The sequence below is a fragment of the Prochlorococcus marinus str. MIT 9313 genome (genome assembly GCF_000011485.1).
GTDB classification, from domain to species: domain Bacteria; phylum Cyanobacteriota; class Cyanobacteriia; order PCC-6307; family Cyanobiaceae; genus Prochlorococcus; species Prochlorococcus marinus_D.
In genome coordinates, this window is the sequence record NC_005071.1 from 718,593 (window position 1) to 731,818 (window position 13,226).

Genomic DNA, 13,226 nt, shown 5'->3' on the forward strand with positions numbered 1-13,226 from the left:
ATCTAGGGCAGTATGGCCATAGCCTAGACATTTGCCACGTCACACCAGAGCCTCGCCATTGTTGGAGACCTCCATGGTGTATGGACACCTGATGATCAGAACTTACTGACTGAACTTCAGCCAGATGCTGTGTTGTTTGTAGGTGATCTCAGCGAAGGTGATCTCAAGTTGGTCAAAGCAATACAACAGCTTCCTCTGCCGACAGCTGTCATTCTTGGTAATCATGACCACGGACGTGATCACAGCGGCGCAGTCCTCAGGCGTCAATTGACCTTATTGGGCGACCGTCATTGCGGTTGGAGTTTGCGACAATGGCAGTTTCCACCGATTGCTGTCGTTGGCGCCCGCCCTTGTAGTGCTGGTGGTGGCTTTCACCTCGCCAAAGCCGTTCAGGCGGTTTTTGGCCCGATGTCGGTCAGTGAATCTGCTGACCGGATTGAGGCCGCTGCAAAGCAGGCACCATCCCAATGGCCCTTAGTGATATTGGCTCATTCCGGTCCGACGGGCCTCGGCTCTGATGCTCAGAGCCCTTGTGGTCGCGATTGGAAAGTTCCCGCTCTCGATTGGGGCGATCAGGATCTTGCGATGGCCCTTGATCGGATCCGTAAGCATCGTTTGCCAGATCTGGTTGTCTTTGGCCACATGCATCATGAACTCAAACGCGGAACAGGTTTGCGGCAAACATGTGTTCAGGATCGCTTTGGCACTGTCTTTCTCAATGCTGCTTGTGTACCGCGGCGTGGAAGTGATTCCTCTGGTCGTCAGTTGTGTCACTTTTCCTGGGTCGAGTTCCTTGATGGAAAGCTCAGTCAGGTGAGCCACCGTTGGTTTCTTCCAGATTCATCCTTGGCCTATGAACAGATTCTTTTTGAAAGAGCAACACCATTGGTGACACAGTGCTGATTTACCTCTGCTTGAGCAGTCATGGCTATGGCCATGCAGCACGCCAGGCAGCTGTTCTTATAGAACTGCATCGTCTTCAGCCGCAATGGCGATTCGTAGTGAGTACGGATGTGGACTTCCAATTCCTCAACCTTGCGCTGCAAGGTGTCCCTTTCGAACACCGCAAACTGCGCTGGGATGTGGGCATGGTTCAGGCGAATGCCTTAGCCATTGACCAAATGGCCACTCTCAAGGCTTTGCAGGAACTTGAACAACACATTCCTGCCCAAATTGCGGCTGAGGTCTCTTGGATTCAGTCTCAACAGATGTCGGTACTTGTACTTGCTGACATTCCACCTGCTGCTGCTGAGTTGGCTGATCAGCTTGGTGTTCCTTTGGTATGGATGGGCAACTTTGGTTGGGATGAGATCTACGCCCCTCTAGGAGATTCTTTTCTTACCCACGCTGAAGCTGCGTCAGCTGAATACTCACGTGGGCAGAAGTTGTTACGTTGCCCATTCTCACTTGCAATGGACTGGGGGCTACCTGAACAGAGCCTGGGCATAACTGCGTCCTCACCTCGTTCACTACCGCTAGGACTCCAGCAGAGACTTGAATCTTTTCAAGGTCCAATCGTCATGGTGGGATTTGGCGGGCTGGGTTTGGCACTCGACTCAGAGTTATTCCAACGCTGGCCTGATCACCTCTTTTTGATGCCCAAACCACGATCTGTTGACACTTTTCTGAGAAGGCAATCACCTGACAATGTTTTGTATCTACCTAGGTCAATTCGAGTTGTCGATGCTCTTCCTTACTGCTCTAGGCACCTTGGGAAGCCTGGTTACAGCAGTTTCTGTGAAGCCATCAGCTTGGGTGTCGGCCTTCATGTGGTTCTTCGAGAAGGCTTTGCAGAATCGGTAGCACTGATCAACGGCTTACAAAGCCATGCAGCCCATCGGCTGCTTGAGCGCGAGGCCCTCGAGCTTGGAGAATGGGATTTAGATCAACCCCTGATACCAGCTTCTCAGCAACCGCTGGCTGTCGATGGATCCGTGGAGGCAGCAAGTGCTGTAGTTGAACTGGTCTCTTAATCAGAATTACTAATCAAAAATCTTAGATCGTTCAATATGCACAACGCTGATTCTTCAACTTGGATTTCAGCGATCTTTGGGCCCAACTCAACCATTGCCGCGTGTGGACGATCCTCGCACCGGTACACGAGGGCTGTCCCTTTGGGTCAGCTTCGTCAAAGTCAACCCGATTATTAAATAATTTGGTTTAATAGTCACCCTTGGTTCATCGGCAACTCCCATTCGCTTCTGGGAATTGCCCAAACCTTCCCCCATTCCAAGGGTTTTTATTCTCTGAATGCAAAGAATGATCGCTCCCGCATCGACTGTCTATCGTCTTCTATCAGCAGTCGCAGCTGGTTTTCTCCCTTTCTCAATAGCAGCTGGAGCAGCGCAAGCAACCAATACCCATATCCCTCTCCCTCCTTCACTTCCATCTCTTGAGCTAACAGCACGTTCCCAGTCGCTAAGTAATCCAGAACAGGTTCCCTCAGCGGCATTGCCATATGTGATCACCCCGGAGCGGCGGGCCCTTCTCAACACCATTCGCTTTGCCGAAGGTACTTGGAAGAATGGGCATGACCTTGGCTATCGAGTGATGTTTGGTGGAGGTCTCATGGCCTCATTAGATCGTCATCCCAATCGAGTCATTTACTCCTCTCGATATGCAAGTGCTGCAGCAGGGGCTTATCAATTCATGCCTTTTACCTGGGACATGGTGACCCGCAGTCTTGGTTTGCGTGGTTTTGGTCCAGAAGTTCAGGATCAGGGAGCTCTCTTTCTTGTTCAACGTCGCAAGGCTTTAGGTCTTACCGATTCAGGGTTTATGACCCCTCTATTAGCAGCAAAACTTGCGCCTGAATGGGCTTCATTCCCCACTCTGAGCGGCAGGAGTTACTACGGCCAGCCTGTCAAACGCTTTTCCAGCTTGCTTGGTTTCTACAAGTTCAACTTGGCGCAGCTCAGGTCGATCAGGGATCAGCGCCGTCAAGATCTTGCTGCACCTGGTAATGACGCAGCTAGGAGACCTGTTTGCAAACCCCCCACAATTCTTTGCAGCATTCAAAGTCGCTGATATCAATTGAAGCTAAGGCTCTGACTCTCGCTTTTGCCTACCCCCCAATGTTGCTTGAGCAATAACGTATGCCGTTACAGCTCCTCCCAAAAAGCCCAGCCCGTTGCGAAGGAGTGGTAGAAGATCGCTAGTTCGCGACACGACAGGGGCAATCCCGAAGATTCCAAACAACATGATCCATAGCGGGGAAGCGAGCAATAACCAAGGCCAAGCGATCAGTTCACCTTCTTTCCTGGGGTAGGAAGCAAAGCCAGCAACCAAACCACCAAGTAGCGATGTGGTGAATGTCAACAACCATTGCTCCAATGGCAGCCCAGGTACAAATTGACAACCACCTCGATCCAAACAGGTTTCTACGGCATTGAGTGAATCGAGGATTGCGATGTCCTCGCCATGATCCTTCACGTAAAACTGGTTCCCATAGCGGGTTTGCAGCTCTACCCAGTAGGTACGAGGCATTAGTGCATATAACGCATCACCCACGTTGAAGTTGAGCAGATTTCCACCGCGTGGGTCGGCGACAATCAGCAAACTACGTTCATCAAGTCCCCAGTACTCTCGAACTGCAAGCCCAGGAGTTCGTTCGTACTGGGTCAGTACACGTAATTTCCAGCCTGTTCTCGTCTCATAGTCGTCTAGTGATTTTTCCAGGTTGGTGAGTTGCTTTTCGCTGAAGACCTTCGCCAGATCAACCACGGGTGTTTGCTGCTGGGGAAGGAGTTCAGGATTGTCGTAGGCGTAAACCGATCCTGCGCAACAAAGCAAGCAAAATAACCATGCCAACAGGTTTTTCAAGATTTTTCGCCTCTGATGTGCTCCCATGGGCCTGTTTCAGTGACAGGCATTCTCTCGAATGGATCTCTGCTCTGTGCCTTGTCCAGCTTGGTTGGTCAACCGAATAGTTCAGGCTGGAGGGAGCATCAGCTTCCATCAATACATGGACTGGGCCTTGCATGACCAAGTATATGGGGCCTATGCCTCAGGTCAGCTTCGTATTGGTCGTCAGGGTGATTTCGCGACTTCTCCTTCCTTAGGAGCTGACTTTGCCCAACTTTTGGCCATACAACTGGTTGATTGGTTCCAGCAACTTCAGCAGCGTGTTGACAAGGGAAAGTCTTTATCGTTGATAGAGGTGGGGCCTGGTGAAGGCGATTTAAGTGCTGATCTGATCTCAGCCCTGGAGGATCTGTGCCCAGCGCTGATACCAAGACTGGAGCTGGTTTTGGTGGAGAGCAATAAGGCCATGGCCTTACGACAACGAGAGCGACTGAAATCTGTCACCAGTGTGCCGATTCACTGGCGAAGTCTTAATGAGTTGGCTCAAGCTCCCGCTATCGGCGTGATGCTTGCTCATGAAATGTTGGATGCTCTGCCGGTGGAGCGGTTGGTGTGGCGCGATCAACGTCTATGGCGGCAGGGTGTTTGTCTTGAGAACGTCGATTCGGTTGCTCATCTTCGCTTCACTGAGCTTTTTCTTACAGACGCTTTGCATTCAGCTTTAACTGAGGCCCGAATGTGTTTGGGCATTCAGATCCCCCCTCCTGATGCTGCTGATGGTTGGTGCAGTGAATGGCATGGTGAACTGAAATCGTGGTTGAGTCAGGCAGCCTCTGCTCTGCTTTGCGGCCCCTTACTTGTCATCGACTATGCCCTCGAGGCCCGTCGTTATTACAGCGCGATGAGACCCTGCGGAACTCTGATGGCTTATCGCCAGCAGAGAGCTAGTGGTGCATTGCTTCAAGATCCCGGTCGGTGGGATCTCACTGCACATCTGTGTCTCGAAACTCTTCAACTCCAGGCCGAACAGCAGGGTTGGACCTTTCTCGGTGAGTCTCGACAGGGGCAAGCACTCTTGGCACTTGGCTTGGCAGAGAGGCTTCATGCTCTCCAAAGTCTTCCTACCAGTCAGCTCTCTGCTGCCCTCAATAGAAGGGAAGCACTGTTGCGTCTTGTTGATCCAGTCGGCTTGGGAGAGTTTCGTTGGTTGGCTTTTGATTTGAGGCCCAAACCATCTCTTGATGCTGAGGTCGGTGAACTTCGCTGCCGGTTCCTAGAGGACCCAGTTAGCTGAGCTCTGATAGGCATTTTCGGATTTCTTCTCTGCTTACGTCATTTTTGATTTCGACGTTGCCAATGCCGGTGGGAATCACAAAGCGAAGCTTTCCATCTTTGACCTTTTTATCCCCTTGCAGGGTATACAGCACCTCCTCTGGATCTAGCTTGGGCCAAGCAATCGGCAGCCCTGCCTTTGCGATCAGCGACTTTTGCCTGTTGGCATCATCCCTGCTCCAGCTCTGTCGCAACACCGCCAGCTCCCCAACCGCCACCATGCCGATGGCGACAGCTTCACCATGCAGCCAGTTTCCATAGCCACAGAGGGTTTCCACCACATGCCCGAAGGTGTGCCCGTAGTTAAGGATGGCGCGCAGCCCGCCCTCTCGTTCATCTGAGCTCACCACTCTCGACTTCGCGAGTGCTGAACGTTCGAGAATTTTCTCCAGAAGGTCTTGATGGAGTTGTGATGGTGTGTCTAGTTCTTGAATGCCTTCTAGGAGTTGAAAAAGTGCTGAATCACCGATCACCCCGTATTTGATCACTTCGGCCATCCCTGCCCGGAATTCACGTTCTGGCAATGTTTTCAGAGTTGAGGGATCGATTAATACAAGCCTTGGTTGGTGAAATGCTCCGATCAGATTTTTTCCGCCCGGGTGATTGACGCCTGTCTTGCCACCAATCGCGGCATCCACCATTGCCAGAAGGGTTGTAGGAAGTTGCACCACCGAGATACCTCTTAGCCAAGTAGCTGCTGCAAATCCAGTCATGTCGCCCACTACCCCACCGCCAAGAGCAACCATCAAGGATCCTCTTTCTAGCTTTGCTTCATAGGCTGCATCGTGAATTAACGCCACGCTCACTGGCGTCTTTTGATCTTCTCCGGCCTCGATCACCAGCAGAGTGGGCCTGAAACCGCTCTCCTTAAGGCTTTGGAGGCAAAGATCACCATATGGCTCAGCAACATCAGCATTGCTTACAACCAATACCTTGATTCCCTCTTTCAGCCCAGCACGGCGAAGCTCCTTACCAACACCCCGCAAGCCTTCCCCCCCAATGACCACCTCGTAGGGCTGGTGGCTCAGTGCTACTGGGATGCGTTGGGCGTCGATATTCACGAAAGCGGACATGAAAGAGCAAGTCTGCTGATCTCAGTTTGCCGGGTGGCATCAAACGCTCCCACGTAATCTCCTGTCAGTACAGGCATTGTGGTGATGGCTGGTCCTCTGTTTCGGGGATTAAGACAGTCTTGGCGGACCACTCTTGTGGCATGGGTATTCCTCTTGCCTGCGCTCGTCCTACTCAGCTTGTCGGTGCTGATACCAGCGCTGATGGCTCTTTTGATGAGCTTCACCAAAACAGGTCTCGACGTTACAGAGCCCCTTGTCTTTGTGGGTTTGGCCAACCTGCGACGTCTTGCTGGTGATCCGATGTTTTTTAAGGTGCTGATCAATACTTTGATCTACCTGGTTGGGGTGGTTCCACCGATTGTTTTGGGTTCTCTTGCATTGGCGGTGTTGTTGAACCGTTCCTTACCAGGTATTCATTTTTTACGCGGTGCGTTCTATACACCCGTGCTCGTGTCGATTGTGGTTGCGGCCATCGCATTCCGTTGGCTTTATGCAGAGAACGGTCTTATCAATGGCTGGCTTTCCGCCTTTGTTGGCACAGATTTCGTGCCGATTGGCTTTCTCACGAATCCATTCTTGGCACTCCCGGCAGTGATGCTTGTAACCCTGTGGAAGGGGCTTGGTTATTACATGGTGATATTTCTTGCTGGCCTCCAAGGAATTCCTAAAGAGCTTTATGAGGCAGCCGAACTTGATGGTAGTGATGGCTTGCGCAAACACATCGACATCACACTGCCGTTGTTGCGGCCTTACGTAACCTTGGTTGCGGTGGTTTCATCGATTGCGGCTACAAAAGTGTTCGAAGAAGTGTTCTTGATGACTCAGGGGGGACCCGCCGACACCACTCGAACCCTTGTCTACTACGTTTACGACCAGGCTTTTGCTGAGCTTGAGATCAGTTATGCCTGCACGGTGGGCTTGGCGCTTTTCCTTTTGGTCCTGTTGCTCACTGCTGTGCGTTTGGCCTTTGCTGGTGATCAGGGCTTGCTCTGAAATCTCAATTTTGTTGGGATGCAATGCTTGCAGGATTGCGTGGTTGATTCTCTCTGCATGAGCAGCGTTAAAAGCCCAATGATTGGGGTCGTCGGTGGTGGTCAGTTGGCTCAGATGTTGGCGCAAGCAGCAAAAAGCCGCGCTGTAGATGTTGTCGTGCAGTCTGGATCTGCAATCGATCCCGCTGCTGTTGAAGCAACTCGACTTGTCTTGGCCGACCCAGTGGATGTAGAAGCTACTGGCAAGCTCGTGCAGGGGTGTTGTGGCGTCACGTTTGAGAACGAATGGGTCGATATTGAAGCTCTGATTCCCCTTGAACAACAAGGGGTGTGTTTTTCTCCGTCTCTTACTGCGCTTGCTCCATTGGTCGACAAAATCTCGCAGCGTCAGTTGCTTCGTGATCTAGATCTTCCTAGCCCTGATTGGACTTTGCTGAGTTCGATTTCTTTTGCTCAGCCAGAGCTTCCTAGGGAGTGGAACTTTCCGGTGATGGCCAAGTCAAGTCGGTGGGGATATGACGGCAAAGGAACCAAGGTTCTCAAGAGTGTCGAGGATTTATCGCAACTTCTGCGCTCAGTGGATCCAACTCAATGGCTGCTTGAGAGCTGGGTGCCGTTTGAAAAGGAATTAGCCATTGTTGTTAGTCGAGATGCTCAGGGCCGTGTTCGTAGCCTGCCTCTTGCTGAGACTCATCAGTTCCAACAGGTGTGTGATTGGGTGATTGCACCTGCGAGTGTTGATCATGCTGTGGAAATGATGGCCTACAACATGGCAGCGTCTCTTCTAACAGAGCTCAATTACGTGGGCGTGCTTGCTGTTGAATTTTTCTACGGACCAGACGGACTACAGGTCAATGAAGTTGCACCTCGCACTCATAATTCCGCACATTTTTCGATCGAAGCCTGCAGCAGCAGCCAGTTTGATCAACAACTTTGTATCGCGGCGGGCTTGCCAGTGCCTGAAACCCATCTCCATGCACCTGGAGCCTTAATGGTAAATCTTCTAGGTTTGCAAAAAGGGGGTGAGTCCTCTCTAGATGAGCGCCTAGCGAAGCTGCGCAGTTGTGATCGCTTCCATTTGCACTGGTATGGAAAAGATTGTGAAACTCCAGGCCGCAAGCTCGGTCATGTGACCGTGCTGCTTAATGGTGTTGATGCGCCCAGCCGTCAGCTCGAGGCGGAAACTGCCTTAAAGCACATTCGCTCAATTTGGCCGACGCAGGACACCGTTTGCGCTTAAATTCTGCTTGAACTGCTGTGTTGGTGACGGCCTTTTTCTAGTGCTCTGATCTGACTCTCTTTCGATTTGGGGAGGCTGTCGTGAAGGTGACGTAGACCGGACTTGCTTCCGGAAACGAAGCCCCACTTTGCTTCCCCTTCTGGTTCTTCCAGGTCGAACACTGGGGCTCGCACGGCATGGCGGTTCACCTCTTTTGAACGCCTGGACGACTGTGATTAAGTCGTTTCAATAATGACCCTTCGTCCAATTTTGTGACAACAAAAACCTCCTGAGCTGAGCTGCCAAGTCTGGCAACCAGTTTGAAACCACCCTTGATCGGCGTTGTAATTCTCAGGCGAAGTTCTGGACAATGACCTTTGACGCGTCGGATGACGGCTGGTGTAATCGTTTGAATGTTCTTCTCCTCTGCAAGGGCCTTCAACCATGGAATTAGACCCTCTACGTAGGTGCTGTGCGTGATTACAACTCGACCCATCGCAACTTTTTCGTGTAATTGATCGAAACTAGCCAAAGTTTCAAGGTGAAAGCAGCTCTGTCTAAGAGGCGATACTTAAATCCTATATTTTTCCTTGCGGTGGTTTCGATCCCAAGTATTCTACTTTTGCTCCCAGGTCAAGGCCCTCCCTGCAAGGTTCATGACGAATAGATTCACGCGTTGTCTATCCACCCTGGCGAGGTTGTGTTCAATGTTCCCCAGAGGGTTCTAACCCTTTTAATCGAGACTATAGGTAAATTTTATTTTTCTCATTCTTGCTAGGATCTTCATTCAAAGTTCAGATATATTCTAGGTACATTGATAACCCAAAAGTCAAGGATTGTTCTTCTCTGAGCAATCCCTCGATAACTATATTACGAATTAGTTTGTAGGCTAGATTCAGCTTTTACTTGCCAAAGTCAGTATTTTGAGCTCAGAGAGTTATATTTGTTTGACTATTTTGAAAACTATCGAGGATGAGTCGTGGGGCCATTAGAGCGGTGTAATATTGAGATTTTTAGAAATGAGTCTTTGCTGATTTTCTTTGTAATTGTTGATGGAAGTTAAACTGTCTATGTTATATAGGCTGTCGATCCTTTTCATTTTGTAGCAGGATCTGTTCCTTTTAAGTTGATTAATCGTGATTTTTATATTAACTCTTCAAAGATTTTTTTCAATGCACATTCAGCTAGGCATTGAGCGCTGAATGTTTTTGCCGTTGCTGCTCGAAAAGCCTTTTGTCAGTCTTGCAAAAAGCAACAAGATCATTGTGCTGTATTGAAGGTTGATCAGCTTTGCCTTGTTTCAGCACCGTTCAAGTGGTGCCATTGTTAGCCCCTCCCCAGACAGTTGCTGGTGGTAGAGCTCGGCCTGCTCAAGTGGACCACACCAGACCTCTGCTGAACCTTGACCGTCGATTTGATGCGCAAGATTCCAGGCCCTCTCCTCGCTCATGCCTGGAATGATCCTTCGCAGACAATCAACGACGTGCTGAAAGGTGTTTACATCATCGTTGAGCACGATCACTCGAGCTTGTGGATACCTCTGAGTTTGCTTGGCACGTTCAAGAAGTGGCGTAGTACCAGGAGTCGCGAACGTCATGACTGATGAAGGCTTTGACGTGTAAAATGGTTGAAGCCTTACCAGGCTAAGTCAATCTGATTTGCGTCTTCTATGTTGTTCACTCTCGCCTGGGCCTCACTGGCGGCTGTGTTCAGTTTCTCTATCGCCATGGTCGTGTGGGGACGTAATGGCGACGGTACACTGAACTTCTGAGGTGCCTGAGGCTTTCCAAAGCCTAGGGAGCAATCAGCTTCTCGCCGGAGCAGCTGTCATCCTTTTGGCCTTTGTGACCATTTCGGTTATTTATCTTTCAGTCGTTGATCGGCTAGATCGTCGTCGTCGCAAAAAGACAAATGAGAAAGTTTGATCCCCAGCTGCCATAGGTAAAGGGCGATTGGATGTCTCAGCATTCCCTAGGCCTCTTAAGGCTGAAGAAGATTGTCTACATCCCTTGTCGCTTTCCTGTCAGTTCGGCTGGAATTTGCTCGCTGCTTTTAATCCCAACGATCGTTCTCCTGCTTTTAAAGGGGCATTTGTCATCTAGCCGCACAGAACGGTTAGGGACATTTGCTCGCTTGATGACAGAGATGACTTTGATCCAGAGTTTTCGAGGAGATCCGCAAGGCCAAGCCCCGCGTCTATGGCAGGACCGTCTTGGCATGAACCTGGCCAAGGATCTTTGGCGACGTCAGGGTCGGGGTCTCTGGTGGCAGGCGTGGGCAAATGATGGCGAGGCTTATTTGCTTTTGCCAGAGATCCTTTGGCCGATGAGTGTTAATTCAAGCATTGCTTTTAAGCGTCTTGATGATGTGGTTGTCATCGCTTCAGATGGCTTGCATCGTCAACAGCTACTTCAAAGCCTTGGTGAAGGGTTTGTCCATTCTTCTGCTGCTCAATCGTCTTTACAGCGTTTTTGCAATTCTGTTCTACAACATGGGCCAGCGGTGAGCTGGAGTCCCGATGGCTTGGCTTCAGTGAGTGGAGCAATGGCACCTCTTTTGCAAATTTCACGTTATGGATGTTTGTCACTGCGATTGGATCGTAATCAACTCAAATGGCAAGGAGTTGTTGGTTATCGCCCTTTTGGTTTGGCTCCGGTTGGCATTGATGCCAGCCCTTTTCAGTATCGCCCTACGGCGATCAAATCGCCAGGTAGACCTGATTCAGATCAGGCTCTCCTGAATATGCAAGTGAAGAGTATGGACTTGCTTTTTGGCAGTTTGCTTTCTAAGCAGATTATTCAGGATTCCCTTGATAAGAACTATGGCATTAATCAGCAATTAGGGTTGAGACTTGCATCGTTACCACTTGATCTTAGCCTGGCCAAGCAACGTAAAGGGCCTTTTCAAGCCAGCATTCAAATCCAACTTGATCTACCAGAGGGCTCCTCACGATGGCAACCAGTTATCGATACTGTTAGTCAACGTCTGGAAGCACGAAACTTCATTAAAGAAGATAACTCTGTTGTCAAAAATGATCAAAATACTGACGCTGACTTCTATGGACTTACGCTCTGGAGACAACCTTACTCGGATGGTGAGAGAGTTGTTGGTGGATGGGTTTGGCAAAAACAAAATGGAAAACCTACTCGTTTTGGTATTGCTATTGGCGACTCACCAATGCTCACTGAGATCTCTAATAAAACTATCAACCTAGTCCATCCTGATGTTATGAAAATGTCCGCTGATACAGCTGGATTGTATCGTTTAGGTTTGCTTAATAGATCCTGGCCAGCCCCAGTTAAACAGGCTAAGTTTTTAACGATGAACCTAAGTTATTTGCGGGGTGCCAAACTCAAAAAAACAGACTGGTGGTGGATGTCAGGTCAGCTGATATTGGAACAAGCTTCAACCCCCTGAGACATTTGCTCTGATGATCCAGTGTTGAGTTTTGCAGATTCATTTTGTTCCCGTTTGCGACGTTCAGATTCTAGAATTTGTTCAGTTAGTTCTACAGCCTGGGCCATCTTCTCGAGGTTGGACTTGTAGAGGTTCAGATCTTTTTCAACTCTGGCTTTGGAGAATCCAACTGATTCACTTAGTTCATGGGCGATTTGGCTTAGTTTTTCGGGATCAGATGATTCATCACCTTGGGCAGATGCGAGAAGGCTGAGCAACCCCACGGCCATTAGGCGTGAGTAATGAAAAGTGGTGCTACCAGCAGTATTACGCAATGCCTTGGCGAGAGCTTCAGGAGCCCCTTTGCCTTGTTGTTGGATCCAGCCTTGGACCTCCTCAAGATCGTGACCCCGTACCGACTCAAGAGTTTGTTGGGCCTGCTTGCGCAAAGCATTTGGGTCGAAGCCGCAGCTTCGACATAGGGCATCGAACAACGTCTTGACGTGAGCTTCTGGTCGGTAACCACTCGTGAAGACATCAAAAACTTGGCTAAGGCCAATAGCAAAGAGTGCGTCTGGGTGGAAATGCTTCTGATGGCTCAGGAGATGCAGCTCGACAAGAAGTTCATCGGTTGTACGTCTGTACAGCGAGGGGATGACATGAGGGAAATCATGATTAAACGCACGTTTGCTGTCAGCAATGGTCTTTCGGTCACTCAAGTGCTTGGCCCGACCTTTTCGCACCTGACCATAGCGCTGCTACGGCGCCGTTAAGATCGTGAAAACCGAGCAGAGCAGCATGATCCCGATTGTGATTGAAGAGTCGGGCCGCGGGGAAAGGGCCTTCGATATTTATTCGCGCCTTTTGCGTGAACGGATCATCTTTCTTGGCGAGCCTGTGACAAGTGATTCGGCAAATCGAATTGTTGCTCAGATGTTGTTCTTGGAGGCGGAAGATCCTGAAAAAGATATCTATTTGTATATCAATTCACCAGGAGGTTCAGTATATGATGGCCTCGGAATATTTGACACAATGCAGCATGTCAAGCCAGATGTTCAAACAGTATGTGTAGGGCTTGCAGCAAGTATGGGAGCGTTCCTCCTCTGCGCTGGGGCAATGGGTAAACGCAGCAGTTTGCAACATTCTAGAATTATGATTCATCAGCCGCTTGGTGGTGCCAGAGGGCAAGCGAGTGATATTCGTATTCAGGCTGATGAGATTCTCTTCCTAAAGGATCGATTGAACCGAGTATTAGCAGATCGTACAGGTCAACCTCTAGAGAGAATTCAAGAAGATACCGATCGAGATTTTTTCATGTCTCCCGCAGAAGCTGTTGGCTATGGACTTGTCGATAGTGTGATCGATAAGCGTCCGGTTCATTCAGTCAATTGACAAGGCTGCCTTGTGATA

At 49.9% G+C, this 13,226-nt stretch carries 15 protein-coding genes and 1 other RNA gene; 11 read left to right on the top strand and 5 right to left on the bottom strand.

Features of this window, described 5'->3' with window-relative positions:
* The first annotated feature begins 57 nt into the window (after positions 1–57).
* From AKG35_RS03465 to AKG35_RS03475, 3 genes are all read left to right on the top strand, one after another.
* Positions 58–903: a TIGR04168 family protein gene (locus AKG35_RS03465; RefSeq protein ID WP_071818069.1), complete on the top strand. Its 846-nt coding sequence runs from the start codon at positions 58–60 to the stop codon at positions 901–903.
* Complete coding sequence (locus tag AKG35_RS03470; RefSeq protein ID WP_011130042.1) at positions 897–1,973, top strand: hypothetical protein; 1,077 nt, start codon at positions 897–899, stop codon at positions 1,971–1,973. The genes AKG35_RS03465 and AKG35_RS03470 overlap by 7 nt, the downstream gene beginning before the upstream one ends.
* A gap of 277 nt (positions 1,974–2,250) precedes the next feature.
* Positions 2,251–3,027: a glycoside hydrolase family 24 protein gene (locus AKG35_RS03475; RefSeq protein ID WP_011130043.1), complete on the top strand. Its 777-nt coding sequence runs from the start codon at positions 2,251–2,253 to the stop codon at positions 3,025–3,027.
* Between the two features lie 12 nt (positions 3,028–3,039).
* On the opposite strand, the gene AKG35_RS03480 is transcribed toward AKG35_RS03475, so the two are convergent.
* Positions 3,040–3,849 carry a TPM domain-containing protein gene (locus AKG35_RS03480; RefSeq protein WP_041384324.1) on the bottom strand — a complete coding sequence of 270 codons (810 nt, stop codon included), beginning with the start codon at positions 3,847–3,849 and terminating at the stop codon, positions 3,040–3,042.
* A 31-nt stretch (positions 3,850–3,880) separates the two neighbouring features.
* On the opposite strand from AKG35_RS03480, the gene AKG35_RS03485 reads away from it, so the two are divergent.
* On the top strand, positions 3,881–5,098 hold the full coding sequence (locus tag AKG35_RS03485; protein WP_011130045.1) for a class I SAM-dependent methyltransferase: 1,218 nt from the start codon (positions 3,881–3,883) through the stop codon (positions 5,096–5,098).
* Here the strand turns inward: AKG35_RS03485 and aroB are convergent.
* Entirely contained in the window at positions 5,091–6,209 is a 1,119-nt protein-coding gene (gene aroB / locus AKG35_RS03490; RefSeq protein WP_011130046.1) for a 3-dehydroquinate synthase, read from the bottom strand. The genes AKG35_RS03485 and aroB overlap by 8 nt on opposite strands.
* A gap of 84 nt (positions 6,210–6,293) precedes the next feature.
* Here aroB and AKG35_RS03495 point away from each other — a divergent pair, with 84 nt between their 5' ends.
* The 3 genes from AKG35_RS03495 to ssrS all read left to right on the top strand — a co-directional run bounded on the left by AKG35_RS03495 (position 6,294) and on the right by ssrS (position 8,631).
* Positions 6,294–7,202 carry a carbohydrate ABC transporter permease gene (locus tag AKG35_RS03495; RefSeq protein ID WP_011130047.1) on the top strand — a complete coding sequence of 303 codons (909 nt, stop codon included), beginning with the start codon at positions 6,294–6,296 and terminating at the stop codon, positions 7,200–7,202.
* Positions 7,203–7,259: 57 nt separating this feature from the next.
* Positions 7,260–8,441, top strand: coding sequence for a 5-(carboxyamino)imidazole ribonucleotide synthase (locus tag AKG35_RS03500; protein ID WP_236069649.1), 1,182 nt, complete (start codon positions 7,260–7,262; stop codon positions 8,439–8,441).
* A gap of 6 nt (positions 8,442–8,447) precedes the next feature.
* A non-coding RNA gene (gene ssrS, locus AKG35_RS12245) (6S RNA) lies at positions 8,448–8,631 on the top strand.
* Here the strand turns inward: ssrS and AKG35_RS03510 are convergent.
* Complete coding sequence (locus AKG35_RS03510; RefSeq protein WP_041384963.1) at positions 8,626–8,916, bottom strand: DUF2103 domain-containing protein; 291 nt, start codon at positions 8,914–8,916, stop codon at positions 8,626–8,628. The genes ssrS and AKG35_RS03510 overlap by 6 nt on opposite strands.
* Positions 8,917–9,720: 804 nt before the next feature.
* The gene (gene clpS / locus AKG35_RS03515) at positions 9,721–10,017 is read right to left on the bottom strand and encodes an ATP-dependent Clp protease adapter ClpS (protein ID WP_011130051.1); all 297 of its coding nucleotides are present in this window, start codon (positions 10,015–10,017) and stop codon (positions 9,721–9,723) included.
* A 72-nt stretch (positions 10,018–10,089) separates the two neighbouring features.
* Between clpS and petN the strand changes: the two genes are divergently transcribed.
* Genes petN through AKG35_RS03520 form a run of 3 tightly spaced genes read left to right on the top strand, consistent with a single transcriptional unit; the run spans position 10,090 to position 11,837 of the window.
* Positions 10,090–10,191 (top strand): cytochrome b6-f complex subunit PetN, encoded by a 102-nt coding sequence (petN, locus tag AKG35_RS12250; RefSeq protein WP_006041398.1) that lies wholly within the window; start codon positions 10,090–10,092, stop codon positions 10,189–10,191.
* A 1-nt stretch (position 10,192) separates the two neighbouring features.
* A complete protein-coding gene (locus AKG35_RS13295) occupies positions 10,193–10,345 on the top strand; it encodes a hypothetical protein (protein WP_167523912.1) in 153 nt (50 codons plus the stop codon).
* Between the two features lie 31 nt (positions 10,346–10,376).
* Positions 10,377–11,837 carry a hypothetical protein gene (locus AKG35_RS03520; RefSeq protein WP_011130052.1) on the top strand — a complete coding sequence of 487 codons (1,461 nt, stop codon included), beginning with the start codon at positions 10,377–10,379 and terminating at the stop codon, positions 11,835–11,837.
* Here the strand turns inward: AKG35_RS03520 and psb29 are convergent.
* Positions 11,804–12,535 carry a photosystem II biogenesis protein Psp29 gene (gene psb29, locus AKG35_RS03525; protein WP_011130053.1) on the bottom strand — a complete coding sequence of 244 codons (732 nt, stop codon included), beginning with the start codon at positions 12,533–12,535 and terminating at the stop codon, positions 11,804–11,806. The genes AKG35_RS03520 and psb29 overlap by 34 nt on opposite strands.
* A gap of 58 nt (positions 12,536–12,593) precedes the next feature.
* Between psb29 and clpP the strand changes: the two genes are divergently transcribed.
* On the top strand, positions 12,594–13,208 hold the full coding sequence (clpP, locus tag AKG35_RS03530; protein WP_071818070.1) for an ATP-dependent Clp endopeptidase proteolytic subunit ClpP: 615 nt from the start codon (positions 12,594–12,596) through the stop codon (positions 13,206–13,208).
* Positions 13,209–13,226: the final 18 nt, after the last annotated feature.